The 20,232-nt window shown below is 75.1% G+C and carries 16 protein-coding genes; 8 read left to right on the top strand and 8 right to left on the bottom strand.

Going from position 1 to position 20,232, the window contains the following annotated elements; all coding sequences use genetic code 11:
* Positions 1–391: 391 nt before the first annotated feature.
* On the top strand, positions 392–2,923 hold the full coding sequence (locus tag AC068A_RS32775) for a beta-glucosidase (RefSeq protein ID WP_478589913.1): 2,532 nt from the start codon (positions 392–394) through the stop codon (positions 2,921–2,923).
* 64 nt (positions 2,924–2,987) lie between these two features.
* Complete coding sequence (locus AC068A_RS32770; protein WP_478589912.1) at positions 2,988–3,632, top strand: DedA family protein; 645 nt, start codon at positions 2,988–2,990, stop codon at positions 3,630–3,632.
* A 62-nt stretch (positions 3,633–3,694) separates the two neighbouring features.
* Here AC068A_RS32770 and AC068A_RS32765 read toward each other — a convergent pair whose 3' ends face one another.
* Positions 3,695–4,255, bottom strand: coding sequence for a gamma carbonic anhydrase family protein (locus tag AC068A_RS32765; RefSeq protein WP_478589911.1), 561 nt, complete (start codon positions 4,253–4,255; stop codon positions 3,695–3,697).
* A 153-nt stretch (positions 4,256–4,408) separates the two neighbouring features.
* On the opposite strand from AC068A_RS32765, the gene AC068A_RS32760 reads away from it, so the two are divergent.
* Positions 4,409–5,254, top strand: coding sequence for an acyltransferase (locus AC068A_RS32760; protein ID WP_478589910.1), 846 nt, complete (start codon positions 4,409–4,411; stop codon positions 5,252–5,254).
* A 12-nt stretch (positions 5,255–5,266) separates the two neighbouring features.
* On the opposite strand, the gene AC068A_RS32755 is transcribed toward AC068A_RS32760, so the two are convergent.
* Positions 5,267–6,133, bottom strand: a complete 867-nt coding sequence (locus tag AC068A_RS32755; protein WP_478589909.1) for an EamA family transporter — start codon at positions 6,131–6,133, stop codon at positions 5,267–5,269.
* Positions 6,134–6,340: 207 nt separating this feature from the next.
* Positions 6,341–6,745, bottom strand: a complete 405-nt coding sequence (locus AC068A_RS32750) for a CoA-binding protein (RefSeq protein WP_478589908.1) — start codon at positions 6,743–6,745, stop codon at positions 6,341–6,343.
* Between the two features lie 114 nt (positions 6,746–6,859).
* Here AC068A_RS32750 and AC068A_RS32745 point away from each other — a divergent pair, with 114 nt between their 5' ends.
* From AC068A_RS32745 to AC068A_RS32735, 3 genes are all read left to right on the top strand, one after another.
* Positions 6,860–7,486, top strand: coding sequence for a YigZ family protein (locus AC068A_RS32745; RefSeq protein ID WP_478589907.1), 627 nt, complete (start codon positions 6,860–6,862; stop codon positions 7,484–7,486).
* A gap of 101 nt (positions 7,487–7,587) precedes the next feature.
* Positions 7,588–8,757 carry an exonuclease SbcCD subunit D gene (locus tag AC068A_RS32740; protein ID WP_478589906.1) on the top strand — a complete coding sequence of 390 codons (1,170 nt, stop codon included), beginning with the start codon at positions 7,588–7,590 and terminating at the stop codon, positions 8,755–8,757.
* On the top strand, positions 8,754–11,765 hold the full coding sequence (locus tag AC068A_RS32735; protein ID WP_478589905.1) for an AAA family ATPase: 3,012 nt from the start codon (positions 8,754–8,756) through the stop codon (positions 11,763–11,765). Before AC068A_RS32740 ends, AC068A_RS32735 begins: the two co-directional genes overlap by 4 nt.
* Here the strand turns inward: AC068A_RS32735 and AC068A_RS32730 are convergent.
* Complete coding sequence (locus AC068A_RS32730) at positions 11,755–12,201, bottom strand: Lrp/AsnC family transcriptional regulator (protein WP_478589904.1); 447 nt, start codon at positions 12,199–12,201, stop codon at positions 11,755–11,757. The genes AC068A_RS32735 and AC068A_RS32730 overlap by 11 nt on opposite strands.
* A 94-nt stretch (positions 12,202–12,295) precedes the next feature.
* On the opposite strand from AC068A_RS32730, the gene AC068A_RS32725 reads away from it, so the two are divergent.
* Positions 12,296–12,865: a rhodanese-like domain-containing protein gene (locus tag AC068A_RS32725; RefSeq protein WP_478589903.1), complete on the top strand. Its 570-nt coding sequence runs from the start codon at positions 12,296–12,298 to the stop codon at positions 12,863–12,865.
* A gap of 94 nt (positions 12,866–12,959) precedes the next feature.
* On the opposite strand, the gene AC068A_RS32720 is transcribed toward AC068A_RS32725, so the two are convergent.
* The 4 genes from AC068A_RS32720 to AC068A_RS32705 form a co-directional block, all read right to left on the bottom strand.
* On the bottom strand, positions 12,960–14,699 hold the full coding sequence (locus AC068A_RS32720; RefSeq protein ID WP_478589902.1) for a DUF885 domain-containing protein: 1,740 nt from the start codon (positions 14,697–14,699) through the stop codon (positions 12,960–12,962).
* Positions 14,700–14,734: 35 nt separating this feature from the next.
* Positions 14,735–16,195: a GNAT family N-acetyltransferase gene (locus tag AC068A_RS32715; protein ID WP_478589901.1), complete on the bottom strand. Its 1,461-nt coding sequence runs from the start codon at positions 16,193–16,195 to the stop codon at positions 14,735–14,737.
* Positions 16,196–16,341: 146 nt separating this feature from the next.
* Complete coding sequence (locus AC068A_RS32710; RefSeq protein ID WP_478589900.1) at positions 16,342–17,979, bottom strand: alkaline phosphatase D family protein; 1,638 nt, start codon at positions 17,977–17,979, stop codon at positions 16,342–16,344.
* A 114-nt stretch (positions 17,980–18,093) separates the two neighbouring features.
* The gene (locus tag AC068A_RS32705; protein ID WP_478589899.1) at positions 18,094–18,948 is read right to left on the bottom strand and encodes an alpha/beta fold hydrolase; all 855 of its coding nucleotides are present in this window, start codon (positions 18,946–18,948) and stop codon (positions 18,094–18,096) included.
* A 340-nt stretch (positions 18,949–19,288) separates the two neighbouring features.
* On the opposite strand from AC068A_RS32705, the gene AC068A_RS32700 reads away from it, so the two are divergent.
* The gene (locus tag AC068A_RS32700; protein WP_478589898.1) at positions 19,289–20,047 is read left to right on the top strand and encodes a GntR family transcriptional regulator; all 759 of its coding nucleotides are present in this window, start codon (positions 19,289–19,291) and stop codon (positions 20,045–20,047) included.
* Positions 20,048–20,232 lie beyond the last annotated feature (185 nt).

Below are 20,232 nucleotides of genomic sequence, written 5' to 3'. Positions count from 1 at the left end.
CCTCCCCCTATAGTCTCTACCGCCCCCCCCCCCCCCCCCCCCCCCCCCCCCCCCCCCCCCCCCCCCCCCCCTCCCCCCCCCCCCCCCCCCCCCCCCCCCCCCACCCGCGTTTCAGGACGCTCCCGCCCGGCCGGAACCCGTGCGGACGCCGCGACGACGCCCGCGCCCGCGGCAGCCGCGTACCGAGGCACGGGAGCAGTTGCAGCACGGCGCCCGGCGCCCGGTGCACCGCCGACACCGTCGAGCAGCCGCCGCAGGGCTGAACCTGCGCGCCCCGGTGGCGCGCCCCCGGGACCCGGGCGCCCGCACGGCGGCACAGTGGGCGCCGGGAGCGGTCCGGCGCGGGCCGCTCCCGCCGACCGGAGCCGCAGGGAGCGCCATGAGCGAGGCCGTGTCCAGACGTTCCGCGCTGCGGCTGATCGGAGCGGTGGGCGCGGCCCTCGGTGCGGCCGGCTGCACTCCCGCGATACCGCCCGGCGGCATCCCCCGCACCGGTTCGCCCGCCGCATCCGGCCCGTCCGCCGCGGCCTCCCCGGCCGGAGGCCCCGCCCGGCCCGCCAGCGCCGCCCGCATCGACGCCCTGCTCGACCGGCTCACCCTGGAGGAGAAGACCGTCCTCCTGCACGGCGGCCGGGACCCGGCCCCGCTCGGCCAGGCCGGCTACCTCCCCGGCGTACCGCGCCTCGGCATCCCCCCGCTGCGGCTCGCCGACGGGCCCGCCGGCGTACGGGTCGCCCGCCACGCCACCGCACTGCCCGCACCGGTCATGCTGGCCTCCGCCTTCGATCCGGCGCTGGCCCGCGAGTACGGCAGGGCCCTCGGCCGGGAGGCCCGGGCCCTCGGCCAGGACGTCCTGCTCGCGCCCTTGGCCAACCTGATCCGCACCCCGTACGCCGGCCGGAACTTCGAGGCCTTCTCCGAGGACCCGCGGCTGACGGCGGACCTGGTCGCGGAGGTCGTCCGCGGCATCCAGGACGAGGGCGCCGTCGCCGCCGTCAAGCACTTCGCCCCCGGCAACCAGGAGCAGGGCCGCGACACGGTGGACGTCATCGCCGGCGAACGCACCCTCCACGAAACGGAACTGCGCGGCTTCGAAGCGGCCGTCACGGCCGGAGCGGGCGCCGTGATGAGCGCGCACCACAAGGTCAACGGCACCCGCGCCAGCGAGAACCGGCCGCTCCTCGACGAACTGCTGCGCGGACGCTGGGGGTTCGACGGCTGGGTGATGTCCGCCCCGGACGCCGCACACAGCACCGTCGCCGCCCTCGGCGCCGGCCTCGACATGGAGCTGCCCGGCGGCACGCACTTCGGCTCCCCGCTCCGGGAGGCGGTGCGCGGCGGGACCGTCCCCGAGGACGCCGTCGACCAGGCCGTACGCCGGATCCTGACCACCATGGACCGGTTCGGTCTGCTCGACGCCAAACGCCCGGCCCGGCCCGCCCGCGACCCCGTCGCCGGGGCCCGGACCGCCCGCCGGGTCGCCACGGCCGGCGCGGTGCTGCTCCGGAACGAGCGCGCCACCCTGCCGCTGGCCGGCGCCGCCGCCCGCTCCATCGCCGTGATCGGCCCCACCGCGCAGGTGCCCTTCGTCAGCGGCGGCGGCAGCGCGCACGTGGTCCCCGACGGGGCCGCCGCCCCGCTCACCGCGATCAGGCGCCGCGCCGGGAGCGGTGCCACCGTGCGCCACGCCCTCGGCGAGGACCTGTACGGCCGGCCGCTGCCGGCGAACCTGCTGGTCCCGGCCGCGGGCCTGGACGGACGGACCGTGCCCGCCGGGCGGACCTGGAGCCACGAGGGGGAGTTCACCCTCGCCGAGGACGACGAGTGGACGCTACTCGTCCACTACTCCGGCAAGCGGCCGAGCGTACGCCTCGACGGCGAGGAGCTGTTCCCCGCCCGGCAGGGCGCGGCAGAGCCCTCCGCCGGCGGACTGCTCGGCTCCGCCCCCGACGGGCTCAGCGTCCGCCGCCGCACCCTCGCCCTCAGGGCGGGCGCCCACCGCCTCGCCGTCTTCGCAGAGGGCGGGGACACGGGCGGGCGGTTCCGGCTGCGCCACACGACGTCAGCGACCCGGGCCGCCGACGTCGCCGAGGCGGTGAAGGCGGCGAAGGCCGCCCACAGCGTGGTCCTCTTCGCCTGTGAGGACGCCGGCGAGGGCGGCGACCGCACCTCGCTGGGGCTGCCCGGCGGCCAGGCCCGGCTGATCGAGGCCGTCGCCGAGGCCAACCCCCGCACGGCGGTGGTGCTCAACACCCCCTCCGCCACGACCATGCCCTGGCTCTCCCGCACCGGAGCCGTCATCCAGATGTACTACCCGGGACAGGAGGGGGCCGCGGCCACGGCGGCCGTCCTCTTCGGGGACACGGACCCGGGCGGGCGGCTCACGCAGACCTTCCCGGCCGACGAGAAGCAGACCCCGGTCGGCGGGGACCCGCTGCGCTACCCCGGGGAGGGCGGCCGGCAGGAGTACTCCGAGGGCGTCCACGCCGGCCACCGCTGGTACGACGCGCAGCGCGTGGAGCCGCTGTTCGTCTTCGGGCACGGCCTCTCGTACACGGCCTGGGAGTACCGGGACCTGGTCGTGCGGCCGGAGCGGGGCGGGCTGCGCGCGGAGTTCACCGTCCGCAACACCGGCCGCCGCCGCGGGACCGAGGTGGCCCAGGTGTACGTGGGCCCCTCCGCGGAGCTGAACCTCGACCAGCCGGTGCGCGCGCTGGCCGGCTACCGGCGGCTCACCCTCGCAGCGGGCGAGTCCCGGCGGGTCACCGTCGACGTCGACGCGCGGGCGCTGTCCTCGTGGGACCCGGAGCGGCACGCGTGGGTGCTGGGGAGCGGCCGGCGCGAGGTGTTCGCGGGCCGCTCCTCCCGGGACCTGCAGCTGCGCGCCGAGGCTGTCGTCAAGGCCGACGCCGAGAACAGATAGGCTGCCCGTTCGACGTGTCACGCGGGACGCGTCGGGAAGCGGGACGAATCGGGAGGACGCACCAGTGCACATCCAGGAATGGCTGGAGCAGATTCCGGCGGTCAGCATCTATCTCCTGGTGGGCCTGGTCATCGGGCTGGAGAGCCTCGGCATCCCGCTGCCGGGGGAGATCGTCCTGGTCAGCTCGGCGCTGCTGGCCTCCCAGCACGGGGAGATCGACCCCGTGGTCCTGGGGATCTGCGCGACCACCGGGGCGATCGTCGGCGACTCGATCGGCTACGCGATCGGCCGCCGGGGCGGGAAGCCGCTGCTGGAGCGGCTGGGCCGGCGCTTCCCCAAGCACTTCGGGCCGGCCCAGGTGGCCCAGGCGGAGCGCGCCTTCGAGCGGTGGGGCATGTGGGCCGTCTTCTTCGGGCGGTTCGTGGCGCTGCTGCGGATCTTCGCCGGGCCGCTGGCGGGCGTGCTGCACATGCCGTACTGGAAGTTCCTCATCGCGAACGTCTTCGGCGGGATCCTCTGGGCGGGCGGCACGACGGCCGTCATCTACTCCATCGGGATCGTCGCCGAGCCGTGGCTGAAGGGCTTCTCCTGGGTGGCCCTGGTGCTGGCCGTGGTGATCGGCGTCACGGTGATGCTGGTGATGCGCAGCCGGATGAAGAAGGCGGCCGCAGGCGAGCCCGCCGCCGAGCCGGTGCCCGCCGAGCACTGAGCGCCGGGGCCGGGCCGGCTCCGGTCTCCGGCCCGGCTCGGCCCGGCCCGATTCGGCGCGGGCTACGCGCCCGGGGTGAGCGCGGCGCGGTGCTGCTCGGCCAGCTCCACGTACATCGCGGCGTTGGCCTTGATGCCCTCGCGCTCCTCCTCGGTCAGCGGGCGCCGCACCTTGGCGGGCACACCGGCGACCAGCGAGCCGGGCGGGACCACCATGCCCTGCGGCACCAGCGCCTGCGCGGCCACCAGCGAGCCGGCGCCGATCACCGCGCCGTTGAGGACGGTCGCGCCCATGCCGATCAGGCAGTCGTCCTCGACGGTGCAGCCGTGCACCACGGCGTTGTGGCCGATGGAGACGCGCTCGCCGACGGAGACCGGGAACCCGGGGTCCACGTGCAGGGTGCAGTTGTCCTGCACGTTGCTGTCGGCGCCGAGCACGATCGGCCCGCAGTCGGCGCGCAGCACCGCCGAATACCAGATGCTGGCGCCGGGCGCGAGGCTGACGTTGCCGACCACCACGGAGGTGGGCGCCGTGAAGGCGGTGGGGTCGATCTGCGGGCTCTTGCCGCCCACGCCCGCGACGAGTGCCCGGCCGGCCGTGCCGAGGTCCGCGTGTTCCGTCATGTTCCTCTTCCTCAGTCCTGTGTCCGCCGGGCCTGGTGTGCCCGGTGTGCCTGACGTGTCGCGCTACCGGCACCGTAGGGCACGCCGCGCGCGGGCCGGCGATGGGGTGAAGATCACGGCACGGTCGGGGCATCCGCGCGTTACCGTGGCCCGGTGCCGAAGAACCAGAACACGTTCTCATCCCTGACCGCCCTGCGCCGCCGCGTCGCGGGCCGCATCGCCCACGGCGTCTGGCGGTGGATGCAGCAGGCCGGCGCGGTCACCGCCCGGACCACGGGCGGGCTCCGCTTCGGCGCGATCGGGGAGGGCACCCGGCTCGCCTTCCCGCAGGGCACCGTCTTCGGCGAGCCGTGGATCCACCTCGGCGAGTGCTGCATCATCGCGGAGCAGGTCACCCTGACGGCCGGGATGCTGCCGGGCCTCGACCTCGGCACCGAGCCCGTGCTGGTCATCGGCAACGGCGTGGTGCTCGGCCGGGACAGCCATGTCATTGCCGACGCCCCCATCAGCATCGGCAACGACACCTTCTGCGGGCCCGGGGTGTACATCACGTCCACCAACCACAGCTACGACGACCCGCACGAGCCGATCGGCCGGCAGTGGCCGCGCAGCGAACCGGTGGAGATAGGCCCCGGCTGCTGGCTCGGCACGGGCGCGGTGATCCTCCCGGGGGCGCGGCTCGGCCGCAACGTGGTGGTGGCCGCGGGGTCCGTGGTCCGCGGCGAGGTGCCCGACCACGCCGTGGTGGCCGGGGCCCCGGCGCGCATCGTGCGCCGGTGGAGCCAGCAGACGGGCTGGCAGCCGCCGCTGCGCACGCCGGCCCCGGTGCCGATCCCGGACGGGATGACCTCCGAGCAGCTCCGGGCCCTGGCGGAGCTCGCGGAAGCGGAGCAGTGCGCGGCCGACGCGGAGCAGTGCGCGGCGGAGGCACAGGAGGACACGGCCGGTGCGGAGCAGCAGCGGACGGCCGACGCGACCACGGCCGGCCGGTCCGGCTGACCGACCGGGGTGCTAGCCGGCCGCCAGCAGAACCGTTCCGGCGAGAGTCAGCCCGGCACCGGCCGCCTGGACCGCGCGCAGCCGTTCGCGGAGCACGGCGAAGGCGGCGAACGCGGTGATCACCGGGTAGAGCGAGGAGAGCACGGCGGCCACGGTGACCGGGCCGTTCTGGGCGGCGACGGAGTAGGTGCCGTTCGCCGCGACGTCGGCGAGCCCGACGAGGGCCAGCGCGGGCAGCAGCCGCCACACGGTCCGCAGACCGGCGCCCTCGGGCAGGGCGGGGGTGCCGCGCCGGCTCCGCACCCACAGGACGCCGCCGCCCGCGACCACGTTGGTCACGCGCTGCACGAACAGGGCGAGGAAGAGCCCGGCCACCGAGTCGGAGGCCTCCGAGATCAGCGCCATCACCGCGCCGAAGCCGAAGGCGGCCGTCAGGGTCAGTACCACGGTCTGGCGCTGCACGGGCGCGCCGCGCAGCTCGGGACCGCCCGCGAGGACGATGCCCACGACGGCGATCGCGATCCCGGTCACCTGGCCGTGCCCGGGCTGCTCGCCCATCGCCAGCCCGACCCCGACGGGTACGACCACCCCGAGCGAGCCCAGCGGCGAGACCACTCCCATCGGGCCGAGCGCCAGCGCCTTGTAGAAGCTGAACATGGCGACGGGCCCGACCAGCCCTGCGGTGACCGCGAACCACAGCTGCAGCCCGGCCTCCCGCCAGGCACCGGTGGCCAGTACCACCGAGCCGAGCGCGAGGACGGCGAGCACCTGCGAGGCCACGACCACGGTCAGGGCGGGCAGCCGGCGGGTCAGCAGCCCGCCGCCGAAGTCCGCGAGGCCCCACAGCAGGGCCGTGGCCAGGGCGAAGAGGGAGGTCATGCAGGGCCTCGCAGTACAGCGCGGTGAACGGTCGGGTGCATTGTCGAGTACATCGAGACGTGGAGCCACCGCCTGGAACCGGGTGGGGGCACCGCCTCCGCCCCGCACCCCGCCGGCACCTACGGGATGCCGCACGTCACGACCGGGGAGCTGACCCTGCCGGTCGCCGACGAGCAGTACGCAACCGCCGACGGGCGGGCCGCGCGGTTACAGGGCCGGGATCTCAATGGCGGGGCAGCGGTCCATGACCATCTCCAGGCCGGCCTCGCGGGTACGGGCGAACGCGGCCTCGTCCACCACGTCGAGCTGGAACCACACGGCGTCCGCGCCCGCGGCCACCGCCTCGTCCGCGACCTGCCCCGCCAGGGAGCTGTTGACGAACACGTCCACCACGTCCACCTTGAACGGGATCTCCGCCAGCGAGGCGTACCCCTGCTCCCCGTGCACCGTCTCGGCCTTCGGGTGCACGGGGACCACCCGCTTCCCGAACCGCTGGAGCACGCGCGCCACCCCGTACGCGGCCCGGTCCCGGTTGTTGGACAGGCCCACGACGGCCCAGGTGTCGCCGAGCTCGGTGAGGATCTTGCGGATGGTTGCCGGGTCGCCGTACACGGGTGCTGCCTCCTGATGTCGTCCGGGTCCTGCCCGCCGGGTGCGGCCGGTGATCCGGACCGCAGCACTCGACAACAGGAAGGACGCATGTCCGATTCCCCGTAGGGTGGAGCGGTGAAGTCAGACCAGTACGCGACGGTGGCCCGCGAGGGCGTGCACGAGTCCGAGATCAACCGCTCGCGGTTCCTGTGCTCGCTCGCGCCCGCCGCGTCCGAGGGGGAAGCCCAGGAGTTCGTGGCCCGCATCCGCCGCGAGCATCCCACCGCCACGCACAACTGCTACGCCTACGTCATCGGCGCCGACGCCTCCGTCCAGAAGGCCAGCGACGACGGCGAGCCCGGCGGCACCGCCGGCGTCCCCATGCTCCAGATGCTGATGCGCCGCGACATCCGGTATGCGGTGGCCGTCGTCACCCGTTACTACGGCGGCGTGAAGCTCGGCGCCGGCGGTCTCATCCGCGCCTACGGAGGCGTCGTCGGCGAAGCGCTCGACGCGCTCGGCACCGTCACCCGCCGCCGCTACCGGCTGGCCACCGTCACCGTCGACCACCAGCGCGCCGGCAAGATCCAGAACGACCTGCGGTCCACCGGCCGGACCGTCGTCGACCTGCGCTACGGGGCCGCCGTCGAGATCGAGGTCGCCCTGCCCGAGGCCGACCTGCCCGGCTTCGAGGCCTGGCTCGCCGACACCTCGGCCGGCACCGCCGCCCTCGCGCTCGGCGGTGAGACGTACGCGCCCTGAGCACCCCGGCGACGCGTTAGCGTAGAGGGGTTCATCAGGCGGCCACGGCGACTCAGGGGGCGGACGGACATGTGTGCAGAGACGGCCGGCGGGGCCGGCGAGTGAGGCTCCTGCACACCTCCGACTGGCACCTCGGCCGGTCCTTCCACCGCGTCAGCCTGCTCGGGGCCCAGGCCGCCTTCATCGACCACCTCGTGTCGACCGTCCGCGAGCACGAGGTCGACGCCGTCCTCGTCGCCGGCGACGTCTACGACCGGGCCGTGCCCCCGCTGCCCGCCGTCGAGCTCTTCGACCGGGCCCTGCACCGCCTCGCCGACCTCGGCGTACCCACCGTCATGATCTCCGGGAACCACGACTCCGCCCGCCGCCTGGGCGTCGGCGCCGGGCTGATCGGCCGGGCCGGGATCCACCTCCGGACCGATCCCGACGGCTGCGCCGACCCCGTGGTGCTGGCCGACGTACACGGCGACGTGGCGCTGTACGGGCTGCCCTACCTGGAGCCGTCCCTGGTCAGGGACCGGATCGGCGCCGACGGGGTCAGCCACGAGGCCGTCCTCGGCGCGGCCATGGACCGCATCCGGGCCGACCTCGCCGGGCGCGCCCCCGGCACCCGCTCCGTCGTCCTCGCGCACGCCTTCGTCACCGGCGGCCAGGCCAGCGACAGCGAACGCGACATCGCCGTCGGCGGCGTCGAGGCCGTACCCGCCTCCGTCTTCGACGGGGTCGACTACGCCGCCCTCGGCCACCTCCACGGCTGCCAGACCATCAACGAACGGGTCCGCTACTCCGGTTCCCCGCTCGCCTACTCCTTCTCCGAGGCCGACCACCGCAAGACCATGTGGCTCGTCGACCTCGGCCCGGCCGGGGAGATCACCGCCGAGCGGATCGACACCCCCGTCCCGCGCCCCCTCGCCCGGCTGCGCGGCCCCCTCGCCGCGCTGCTCGAGGACCCGGCGCACACCGCGCACGAGGACTCCTGGATCGAGGCCACCCTCACCGATCCCGTGCGCCCCGACGACCCCATGGCCCGCCTCACCACCCGCTTCCCGCACACCCTCAGCCTCGCCTTCGACCCCGACGGCCGCGAGGAGGACGGCGGCGCCACCTACGCCCAGCGGCTCCGCGGCCGCAGCGACCAGGAGATCGCCGAGGACTTCGTCGTCCACGTGCGCGGCGGCGGCGCCGACGAGGCCGAACGGGCCGTGCTCCAGGCCGTCTTCGAGGACGTGCGCACCGCCGCCGCCGACGGCGCGCAGGAGGCCCGCCGATGAGGCTGCACCGGCTCCGGATCACCGCCTTCGGCCCCTTCGCCGAACCCCAGGAGATCGACTTCGACGCGCTGTCCGCCGCCGGGATCTTCCTGCTGCACGGACCCACCGGCGCGGGCAAGACCTCCGTCCTGGACGCCGTCTGCTTCGCCCTGTACGGATCCGTGCCCGGCGCCCGCCAGGCCCCCGGCACCAGCCTGCGCAGCGACCACGCCGCGCCCGGCACCCCCACCGAGGTCACCCTCGAACTCACCGCCGGCGGACGGCGCCTGGAGCTCACCCGGCGCCCCGAACAGGACCGGCCGAAGAAGCGCGGCACCGGCACCACCAAGGACAAGGCGCAGAGTTGGCTGCGCGAGTACGACGGGCAGCAGTGGACCGCCCTCAGCCGCTCCCACCAGGAGATCGGCGAGGAGATCGAGCAGCTGCTCGGCATGAGCCGGGAGCAGTTCTGCCAGGTCGTCCTGCTGCCGCAAGGCGAGTTCGCCCGCTTCCTGCGCGCCGACGAGCAGGCCCGCAGCCGCCTCCTGAGCCGCCTCTTCGACACCCGCCGCTTCGCCGCCGTCGAAACCCTGCTCGCCGAGCGCCGCCGGGCCGCCGAGGCCAGGGTCCGGGCCGGCGACGAGAAGGTCCTCGGCACCGCGCAGCGGCTCGCCCAGGCCGCCGGGGACAGCGCCGACCTGCGGGCCTGGCCCATGCCCGCCCACCAGCCGGGCGACCCCGGCCTGGCCGGGGCCGTCCGGGCGTGGGCCGCCGTCGCGCGGTGCGCCGCCCGGGAACGGCTCACGGTCGCCGAGTACGCGCTGGCCGCCGTCGAAGGCCGGCACGCCGCCGCCCGGCGGGCCGCCGAGGAGGCCCGCGAACTCGACCGGCTCCAGCGCCGGCACGCCGAGACCGCCCGCCGGGCCGCCCTCCTCGCCGAAGCCGCCCCCGAACGGCAGCGGATCCGGGAACTCCTCGACCGGGCCGCCCGCGCCGCCCTCGTCGCCCCCGCCCTGGAACTGCGCCGAGCGGCTTCCGCCGCCCACCTGGCCGCCGCCGACGCCGAGTCGGCCGCCCGCGCCGAACTGCCCCCGCCCCTGGCCGGAGCCGGACCGGAGCAGCTGGCCGGCATCGAACAGCGGCTGCGGGAGGACCTCGGCGCCCTGGGCGCCGGCCGGCGGGCCGAGCAGCGCAGCGCCGAGATCGGCCGCGGGCGGTCCGCCCTGGAGCGGGAGGCCCGCGACGCCGAGGAGCAGCTGCGGGAGTCCGTCGAATGGCTGGCCCGCTGGGAGGACACCCGCGCCGCCCTCGCCGGCCGTGTGGACGCCGCACAGCAGGCCGCGACCCTGGCCGAGCAGCTCGCCGGGAAGCTGGAGCCCGCCCGGATCCGCCTGGACGCGGCCCGGCGGCGCGACGCGCTGGACGCCGAGGCGCAGCGCGCCGCGGGCGAACTGGCCGCCGTACGCGAGGAGTCGGCCGCGGCCCGGGAGCGCTGGCTGGAGCTCAAGGAGGCCCGGCTGCGCGGGATCGCCGCCGAGCTGGCCGCCGCGCTGGTGGCGGGCGAGCCGTGCACGGTGTGCGGTTCGGCCGAGCACCCCGACCCGGCCCGGCCCGCCCCCGGGCACGTGGACCGGGCCGCCGAGGACGCCGCCCATGCCCGCTACGAGCAGGCCGAGGAGCGCCGGGCCGCCGTCGGGCGCACCCTCGCCGCCGCCCAGGAGGCCCGCGCCGGAGCCGCGGCCGCCGCAGGTGACGCCACCACCGCCGACCTCCTCGCCCTGACCTCGGACCTCAGCTCGCGGCACGCCGCCGCCCACGCCGCCGCTGCCGGACTGCACACCGCCCGCGAGCAGCTGGCCCGCGCCGAACGGGAGCACGCCGCACGCAGCACCGACCGGCTGGAGGCCGAGCGCCGGGCCGCCGCCCGGGCCTCCCGGCGCGAGTCCCTGGACCGGGAGCAGGCCTCGCTGGAGGCCGAACTGGCCCTGCTCCGCGAGGGCGCCCCCACCATCGCGGCCCGCGCCCGGATCCTGGAGGACCGGGTCCGGATGGTCACCGGGGCCGCCACCGCGCTGCGCCGCTCCGAGACCGCCGCCGCCCGGCTCAAGGAGGCCGACGGCCAGCTCGCCGACGCCGCCTTCAAGGCCGGCTTCGACACCGTCGAGGCGGCGGCCGCCGCCGTGCTCCCCGACCACGAGCGCAGCGCGCTCCAGCACCGCCTGGACGCCTGGCAGGCCGAGGAGGCGATGCTGGCCGACCGCCGCGGCGAGCGCGACACCGCGGCCGCGGCAGCCCTGCCGCCGGCCGATCCGCACGCCGCCGCGGCCGGGGCCGAGCGGGCCGAGGCGCTGGTGCGCTCCGCCTCCTCCGCCGTCGACGCGGCGCGGGTGCGGTGCGCGGAGCTGGACCGGCTCTCCCGGCAGGCCGAGCAGGAGCTGCGCGCCCTCGGCCCGCTGCGCGAGGCGTACGAGCGGGTGGCCCGGCTGGCCGGCCTCACCGCGGGCACCTCCGCCGACAACGAGCGCAAGATGCGGCTGGAGGCGTACGTGCTGGCGGCCCGCCTGGAGCAGGTGGCGGCCGCGGCGACGGTACGGCTGCTGAGGATGTCCGGCGGCCGCTACACCCTCGTCCACTCCGACGCCAAGGCGAGCGGACGCGGACGCTCCGGTCTCGGGTTGCACGTGGTGGACGCCTGGACCGGCAGCGAGCGCGACACCGCCACCCTGTCGGGCGGCGAGACCTTCTTCGCCTCCCTCGCCCTCGCCCTCGGACTGGCCGACGTGGTCTCCGACGAGGCGGGCGGCGTACGCCTGGACACCCTCTTCATCGACGAGGGCTTCGGCAGCCTGGACGAGCAGGCGCTGGACGAGGTCCTCGACGTGCTCGACTCGCTGCGCGAGCGGGACCGCAGCGTCGGCATCGTCAGCCACGTCGCGGACCTGAGGACCCGCGTGCAGGCCCAGCTGGAGGTCGTCAAGCAGCGGGGTGGCTCGGCCGTCCGCCACCGCACGGCCGGCGTCACGGGCTGAGCGGGCGGCGGGGCAGCGGCGAGGAGTACACGATGCTGGTGGTGACGGCGCCGAGCCCCGAGATGCGGCCGGCGACCTCCTCCAGGTGCCCCATCGAGCGGGCGGCGACCTTCAGCACGAAGCAGTCGTCGCCCGTGACGTGGTGGGCCTCCAGGATCTCCGGGGTCGCCTCCAGCAGATCGTGGAACGGCTTGTAGTTGCCGTGCGGGTAGCGCAGCCGCACCAGCGCCAGGATCGACTTGCCCAGCTTCTCCGGGTTCACCACGGCCGTGTACCCGGTGATCACGCCGGCCTCCTCCAGGCGGCGCACCCGCTCGGTGACGGCGCTGGCCGACATGGAGACGGCGCGGGCGAGGTCGGCGAAGCTGGCCCGGCCGTCCTCTTGGAGGGTGGCCAGGATGCGCCAGTCAGTGGCGTCGGGGGAATACTCGGTCATCCGGCAGGTGTAGCAGGGGAATCCCCGGCGAAACAAGGGAAAGGCGGGGGGAACTCCCTTCCCGGGTGATCAACAGGCTCATAGATTCGGGGACATGACGACGACACAGCACCCCGCCGCCTCCGCCGCGTCCTCCGCTTCCGTTGCACCTGCTGCCCCCGCTGCGCCTGCTGTCCCCGCCGTGCCCGAGAACCCCGTACTCCGGGTTCCGCCGGCCACCCCCGGCGCGGCCGCCGCCTACTTCGCCGCCAGCCTCGCCTTCCACGCGGACGTGTCCGATGTCGCCGCCGCCTTCAAGGCCCACCGCGAGCAGGGCACGGCACTCGGCTTCCAGCTGATCGACTCCCGCTCCACCCCCGCCTGGGACCAGGCACACGTCCCCGGCGCGATCCACCTGCCCACCGCCCTGATCCCCGAACAGGCCGAGCAGCTCCTCGACAAGGGCGTCCCCGTGGTCACGTACTGCTGGGGCCCCGGCTGCAACGGCGCCACCCGCTCCGCGCTCGCCCTCGCCCGGCTCGGCTTCCAGGTCAAGGAGATGCTCGGCGGTATCGAGTACTGGATCCGCGAGGGCTTCGAGGTCGAGACCTGGCAGGGCGGGCAGCAGCGCGCCGAGGCCGACCCGCTGACCGCGCCCACCGACTCCGACGACTGCGGCTGCTGACACCGCTGCGGACCGCCGTACGGGCCGCCTGCTCCCCGAGGGGAAGCGGGCGGCCCGTACACGGCACCGGGGGCCGGGGCCGCAGGCGCCCGGGTCAGAGCTTCGACAGCTCGTCCACCAGGTCGTCCAGGCCCATCGATCCCTGCGACAGCGCCGCCATGTGCCACGCCTTCAGGTCGAACGCATCGCCGTGCGCGGCCCGGGCGTTGTCCCGGCCCAGCAGCCAGGCGCGCTCGCCCAGCTTGTAGCCGATCGCCTGGCCCGGCATCGACAGGTAGCGGGTCACCTCGCTCTCTATGAACTCCGCCGGCCGGCTGTTGTGCTGCGCGAAGAACTCCTGCGCCAGGTCCACGGTCCAGCGCTCACCGGGGTGGAACGGCGAGTCCGCCGGGATCTCCAGACCCAGGTGCATGCCGATGTCCACGATGACCCGCGCGGCCCGCATCATCTGGCAGTCGAGGTAGCCCAGGCGCTGCTCGGCGTCCTTCAGGTAGCCCAGCTCGTCCATCAGGCGCTCCGCGTACAGCGCCCAGCCCTCGACGTTGGCGCTGACCAGGCCCACGCTCGCCTGGTAGCGGGAGAGCCGGTCCGCGACGTGCGCCCACTGCGCGAGCTGGAGGTGGTGGCCCGGAACGCCCTCGTGGTACCAGGTGGAGACCAGGTCGTACACCGGGAAGCGGGTCTGGCCCATCGTCGGCAGCCAGGTGCGCCCCGGGCGGGAGAAGTCCTCGGAGGGGCTCGTGTAGTACGGGGCCGCGGCGCCGCCCGCCGGGGCGATCCGGGACTCCACCCGCTTGACCCGCTCGGCGAGTTCGAAGTGGGTGCCGTCCAGGTTCTCGACGGCCTCGTCCATCAGGCCCTGGAGCCAGGCCTGGACCTCGTCGACGCCCTCGATGTGGGTGCCGTGCTCGTCCAGGTGCCGCAGCGCCTCCCAGGGGCCGGCGCCGGGCAGGATCCTGGCCGCCTCGGTCTTCATCTCGGCGAGCAGCCGGTGGTATTCCGACCAGCCGTAGGCGTACGCCAGGTCCAGGTCCAGGTCCGTGCCGTTGAAGTAGCGCGACCAGCGGGCGTAGCGCTCGCGGCCCACCGCGTCGGGGGCACCGGCAACGGCAGGGGCGTACACCGCGCGCATCCAGTCGCGCAGTTCGGCGAGGGCGGCGGTCGCGATGCCGGCCGCCTGCTCGAGCTCGCCGCGCAGGGCCTGCGGGCCGCGGGCGGCGAACTCGCCGAAGAAGCCGCCGCCCGCGCCGTTCCCGGCGCCGTCCGCTTTCCCGTCCGCTTCCCCGTCCTCGCCGGCCCAGGTGGTGAGCTGGCCGATGAAGGTGGCGGTGGCGCGCGGGCCGCCGTACAGGCCGCGGTCGAGCCCCACCCGGAGGCTCTCGCGGTAGCCGGCCAGGGCGGCGGGTACCGCGCGCATCCGCTCGGCGATCGCGGCCCAGTCCTCGTCCGTGTCCGCCGGGGTCAGCGGGAAGACGTCGCGGACGGCGTGCGCGGGGGAGTGGATGTTGCTGACGGCGCGCAGGTCCTCGTCCGCCTCGTACACGGCGAGTTCGGCGGTCAGGCGCTCCCGCAGCAGGCGGGCGCAGCGGCGCTCGACGTCGCTGTCCGCGCCGGGCAGCAGCTCGGCGGCGTCGAGCCGCTCGAGGGTGGAGCGGGCCAGGTCGGCCACGGCCGCACGGCCGGCCGGCGAGAAGTCCGGGAGCCTGCCGGAACTCGCCGCGACACCGAGGTAGGTGCCCGTGATGGGGTCGAGGGCGATGAGGTCGTCGACGTAGGCATCGGCGACCCGGCGGGGCAGCCGGGACGCGATGTCGCTGCGGAGGGTGTCTGACATGCGGACATCTTCGTATGCGCGGAGGGTCCGCGTCATCACCGTTCGCTGTCGGCCTGCTGACGCTGTGCGGGCCGGCTGCCGCCCGGGAGCCCGTACGGGATCCGGGTGCCGGCGGGCGCCTTGCCGAGGCGGGCGGTGATCACGAGGGTGCCCTCCTCGACCAGGTAGTCGAGGGGGAGGCCGAGGCCGCGCATGGCCGCGGCCATACCGGTGTTGGAGGCCTGCGTCACGGCGTACACGCTGTCGCAGCCCGCCTCGACGGCCATCGCGACGAGCCGGCTCAGCAGCTCGGAGCCGATCCCGCGGCGCTGCCAGTCGTCCTCGATCAGGAGCGCGACCTCGGTCTCGTCCCCGTCCCACAGCAGGTGGCCGAGGGCGACCAGCCTGCCGGACGCGGTGGTCGCGGCCAGTGTGCGGCCGAAGCGCGGGCTCAGCAGGTGGTCGAGGTAGCGGTCCGCGTCGGCGACGGGGCCGTGGTAGCGCAGGCCCAGGGTGCGCTCGGAGCAGCGGTCGTGCATCGCGCGGGCGGCGGGCAGGTCGGACCGGTCGGCGCGGCGCACGGTGATCTTGTTGCCCTCGGGCAGGGTCAGCACGTCCTGGCTGCGCGGGATGCGCGGGCCGAGCCGGGCGTCGAGCTCGACGAGGGCCTGGGCGCGGGCGAACTCGGTCGGGGTGAACGGCAGATGGGGCCGCACCACGGTCAGGGCACCGCCGGAGGGGTCGCGCAGCCGCATCACGGTCGCCTCGAGAACGCCCTCGACCGGGGCGTCGGCGCCGACGTTGGGACGGCCGGAGAGGCCGGTCGCCGGAATGGAGTGGATGGTGCAGCGGCCGAGCAGCTGGCGCAGTGCGAGCGGCAGTTCGGCGGCGTCCAGCGCGGTGCGGGTGGCCAGGCCCAGCAGCCGGGTCGGGGTGTCGACGAGGTCGTGGGCGTCGGCCCGCTCGATCCAGGTGTCCCTGCCGCCGGAGCCGGCGACGGCGCGGGTGAGCTCGGCGGAGCGCAGCTGCTCCGGGGCGCGCAGCAGGAACTCGTCCACGGTGCCGCCCTCGGGCAGCGGGTGCGTCTGGAGGGTCAGGATGTCCACGCCGTGGGAGGCGAGCGCCGTGCACAGGGCGGCCAGGCTGCCGGGCTCGTCGCGCACGGTCGTCCGCATCCGCCACAGCGAGGCCGTGGTCGCCGTCGTGCCGCCGGCGGGGGCGCTCGCCGCCGGGGCCGCGGCCGGGCCGGCGGCCTCCGTATCGGAGGGGGCTGTGCTCGCGGGCGGCGGCGCATGGCTGTGGCGGCGAGCCCACCAGGTGTGGAACGCCGCCGTCACCAGGAGGGCCACGGCCGAGGCGACCAGCAGGACGGGGCCGCTCGGGCCGTGCACGACGAGGTTGGCGATGCCGTCGGCGACCGCGACGGCACAGAACAGGGCGGCCAGCTCGACGAGGTCGCGGCGCCAGTGGTGGTGGCGGTGGGAGCGGTGGGCGGGGGCATGCGTGCGTTCAGTCATGCATGCCACTGTGACGCAGGGGTGTTGCGTGGTCACGAACGGTCTGTGACCGCCTGGTTAAGCGTCCATCTGGCCGATTTCGCCCTGATTTCCGCTCCCCGCTGCCCTGCCCGGAGGCGCCTGCCCGCCCGGCTGCCCTGTCTGTCCTACTGGCCCACGCGGCCGGGCTGGAGCGTCTTGGTGAAGAGTACGCCGCCGCCCTGGCGCCGCAACCGCACGGTGAGTTCCCCGGAGCCGCCGTCGATCTCGACTTCCCCGTAGTACGGGGGGTTCTCGGACGGCGACATGTTCGCGAAGGGGGCCGACTGCACGAACTCCGTGCGGGCGCCGAAGGTCGGGTCCAGCTTCCCCGCCGGGAAGCCGCCCGCCCCGACGGGGCCGGAGACGAACTCCCAGAACGGCGCGAAGTCCACGAAGGCGGCTCGCTCGGGGGCGTAGTGGTTCGCGGCCGTGTAGTGGACGTCGGCGGTCAGCCACAGGGTGCCCGTGATGCGCTGGTGCTTGATGTGGCGCAGGAGTTCGGCGATCTGGAGCTCGCGGCCCAGCGGGGCGCCCGGGTCGCCCTGGGCCACCGCCTCGAAGTTCGCGGCCCCGTCGGGCACGACGATCCCGAGGGGCATGTCCGAGGCGATCACCTTCCAGGCGGCCCGGGAGCGCGACAGCTCGCGCTTGAGCCAGGCCAGCTGCTCCGGGCCCAGGATGCCGATCGGGTCGTCCGTCTGGCGGCCGGGGGAGTTGGCGTTGCGGTGGGTGCGCATGTCGAGCACGAACACGTCGAGCAGCGGGCCGTACCGCATCACCCGGTACATCCGGCCCTCGGCGCGGCCGCCGCGGAGGTCGGTGACGGGGAAGTACTCGCCGAAGGCCTGGCGGGCGCGGGAGGCGAGGGTGTCGACGTCCCTGACGGTGTAGCGGGGGTCCTCCAGCAGCTGGCCGGGGTACCAGTTGTTGCGCACCTCGTGGTCGTCCCACTGGGCGAGGACCGGCACCTGGGCGTTGAAGTCGCGCAGGTTGCGGTCGAGCAGGTTGTAGCGGAAGTTTCCGCGGAACTCGTCCAGGCTCTCGGCGACCTTCGACTTCTCCGCGGTGGTGACGTTGCGCCAGATCCCGCCGTCACGCAGCGGGACGGAGGCCTGGATCGGTCCGTCCGCGTAGACCGTGTCCCCGCTGAAGAGGAAGAAGTCGGGGTCGCGCAGCCGCATTTCGTCGAAGACGCGGTAGCCGCCGAGGTCGGGGTTGATGCCCCAGCCCTGGCCGGCCAGGTCGCCGGACCACAGGAAGCGCACGTTCCGGCGGCGCGAGACGGGGGTGGTCCGGAACGAGCCCTGCACGGGCCGGCTGCAGCGTCGCGGGTCGTCCGGGTCGGCCAGGACGACGCGGTAGTGGATCTGCTGCCCGGGCGGCAGGTCGCGCAGGGTGACGGTCCCGGTGTAGTCGGTGCCGGGGCCGAGGTAGGGGCCGCCGTGGTGGCGGACGCCGTAGCGGAAGGACTCGCTCGGGGAGGTGTGGACGTACATCCGCGCCGGGCGGTCGGAGCGCGTCCAGACGGTGGCCGAATGGGCGGTGATCTCACCGGACTGGATGCCCCACGGCGCGCTCGGGCGGCCCGAGCGGGCGAAGGCCGGCGCACCGGCCGGTCCGGCGGAACCCGCAGTGGAACCGGCCGTGGCGGTGGCGGTGGCGGTGGACGCGGCGAACGCCTGCGGGCCGATCGCGCCGGACAGGGCAAGGCCCACCGGAACGGCGATCGAACCGCCGAGCAGGGACCGTCGGGTGTACGGCATGGGTGCCATCGGAGCGTCTCCAGGGCCGGCCGGGGAAGGGTCGGACCAGTGTGCCGAGGCACCCCGGCCCGCCCGCGTCGCACACGCGAACCCCGGATGAACAGCCGCCGGACGTCATCCCACCTCGGTGTTCGCCACCGCACGCACCGTGTCCAGGACCACCCGCGCCACCAGCGCCGGGTCGTCGTTCATCGGGACGTGGCCGCAGCCGGGCAGCCGCACCAGCCGGGCATCCGGGACGACGCGCTTGGCCCGTACGCCCTGACGGGGCAGCAGGAGCCGGTCGCGGGAGCCCCATGCGATGGTGACCGGCAGTCCGGGGACGTCCTCGGTGAACCGTACGGAGCGGCCCGCCGCCAGGGTCTCCTCGAAGCCGGTCGCCTCGCGCAGGGCGAGGGTCTCGGCGACCACGGCCTCGGGTGAACGGCGGGCCGGGCGCGCGTAGATGGTGCCGGTGAGGGCCGTCCGGCCGGCGGCGCTGTGGGAGAGCCGCTCCAGGGTGGACAGCGGCAGGGCCAGCGCGCCGACGCGCATCGCGCGCAGGGTGGCGAAGGCGTACCGGCGTTCGGCCCCGGTCCAGAAGCCGGCGGGGGAGAGCGCGGTGACCGAGCGGGCCAGGGTGCTGCGGCCCATCTCCAGTGCGAGGAGACCGCCGAGGGAGTTGCCGACGACGTGCGGGCGTTCGGCCCCGAGGGACGCGCAGAGCGACCCGAGGGCGGAGGCGACTGTTCCGAGGTCGTACGGAACCCCGTCGGGCAGGGGCTCCGAGACCCCGAAGCCGGGCAGGTCGACGGCGATCACATCGTGTTCGGCGGCCAGGATGTCGGTGACGGGGTGCCAGGCCTGGAGGTGGTGGCCTATGCCGTGCAGCAGGAGAAGCGGTTCGCCGGAGCCCTTGCGCTCGTAGGCGACGGTGGCGGTGCGGGGGCCCAGCGGCGAGTCGATCGGGAAGGAGACCGTGGCGGTCATGCTGCTCCTCGTCGGGTGGACACGTGTGAGACAGGCTGTCAGTAATCGCTATGGTCATGATTACCGTCCGGTAGGCCTTGACTACAAGCCTCTGGCGCGTGTCGGGGCAGCGGAGCGGCATGCCCCCCATCGCGCGGCTTGCCCTGCTGGGCGGCGCGAACATCGCATGAACGGCTTGATGCGTATGCCCGATGTGCCCGGTAAAGGGGTGAGGATTGGTCTTGACCAAGGCGCCGCACCGATCCTATGGTCGCAGGGATAGTGCAGGAACCTTTAATAAACAAAGGCGCGGAACTGCCGCTGGAACACGGCGATTGCAGCGATGGCAGGAGGAGTCAGGGTGGGGACCACGCAGCTGGAAACGGTGCCGGAGCCGAAGTACTGGCACCTGAAGACCGTTCTGAGCGAGGCGCTCGACCAGGACTTCGCCGTGGGCGAGGTCCTCCCGAACGAGCGGGAGCTCGCCGCCCGCTTCGGAGTGGCGCGCGCGACCCTGCGCCAGGCACTGGAACAGCTGGAACTGGAAGGCCGCCTGCAGCGCCGCCGCGGAGTCGGCACCACCGTCGCCCCGCCCCGGGTCGGCGTCGCCGTCGGAACCCCCCGGCACAGCTGGCCCGGCGAAGCCGCCGACGGCTGGGAGGTCGTCGACACCGTCGACGCGCCCGTGCCCGCCGCCGCCCTGAAGCTGCTGGGCGTCCCCGCCGACCAGCCCGTGCACACCGTGCGCCGGACCCGGGTCACCCAGGGCCAGGCCGTCGCGGCCGAGCTGCTGTACGTGCCCGCCGCCTCCGTGCCCGGCCTGTCCGCGATCGACGCGCCTGCCGGGGCCGCCCGCGCCCGCGCCGTGCTGCGCGAGCTCCAGCGGCTGGCCCTGGACGGCCAGGACCGCTCGGTCGAGCTCGGCTCGGCCCGCGCCGACGACGCCAAGGAGCTGGACCGCCTGCCCGGGGCCCCGGTGCTGGTGGTCACCACCCGCTACCTCACCGCCGCGGGCACGGCGGCCGTCTCGGTCGCCACGTACCGAGCGGACACCTGCCGGCTCACGTTCGGCGACTCCGGCGACGTGCAGATAGCGCACGAGGCCCGCGCCGCCTCCTGACCTGCGCCGACCCCCGAAGCCGCCGGCCCCGAGCCCGAGCGGGGGCCCCGCCCGGCACCTGCCGGAGGGGGCCGTACGCGTACGGGGCCGGGCCGCCCGGGCCGTACACCGGGGGCCGGCCCCGTACGGCGGTCGGTGTGCATGTACGGCGGTCCGATGTGCGTGGCGGTCCGGTATGTGCGGCG

The organism is Streptomyces sp. NPDC043854 (assembly GCF_056436005.1).
This window is presented reverse-complemented; position numbering and strand designations above follow the sequence as displayed.

Bases quoted from the DNA above. Each gene is read 5' to 3' on its own strand.
- AC068A_RS32765 (WP_478589911.1), bottom strand. From the start codon at position 4,255: ATGACGGAACACGCGGACCTCGGCACGGCCGGCCGGGCACTCGTCGCG.
- AC068A_RS32730 (WP_478589904.1), bottom strand. From the start codon at position 12,201: ATGACCGAGTATTCCCCCGACGCCACTGACTGGCGCATCCTGGCCACC.
- AC068A_RS32755 (WP_478589909.1), bottom strand. From the start codon at position 6,133: ATGACCTCCCTCTTCGCCCTGGCCACGGCCCTGCTGTGGGGCCTCGCG.
- AC068A_RS32705 (WP_478589899.1), bottom strand. From the start codon at position 18,948: ATGACCGCCACGGTCTCCTTCCCGATCGACTCGCCGCTGGGCCCCCGC.
- AC068A_RS32715 (WP_478589901.1), bottom strand. From the start codon at position 16,195: ATGACTGAACGCACGCATGCCCCCGCCCACCGCTCCCACCGCCACCAC.
- AC068A_RS32725 (WP_478589903.1), top strand. From the start codon at position 12,296: ATGACGACGACACAGCACCCCGCCGCCTCCGCCGCGTCCTCCGCTTCC.
- AC068A_RS32710 (WP_478589900.1), bottom strand. From the start codon at position 17,979: ATGCCGTACACCCGACGGTCCCTGCTCGGCGGTTCGATCGCCGTTCCG.
- AC068A_RS32735 (WP_478589905.1), top strand. From the start codon at position 8,754: ATGAGGCTGCACCGGCTCCGGATCACCGCCTTCGGCCCCTTCGCCGAA.
- AC068A_RS32720 (WP_478589902.1), bottom strand. From the start codon at position 14,699: ATGTCAGACACCCTCCGCAGCGACATCGCGTCCCGGCTGCCCCGCCGG.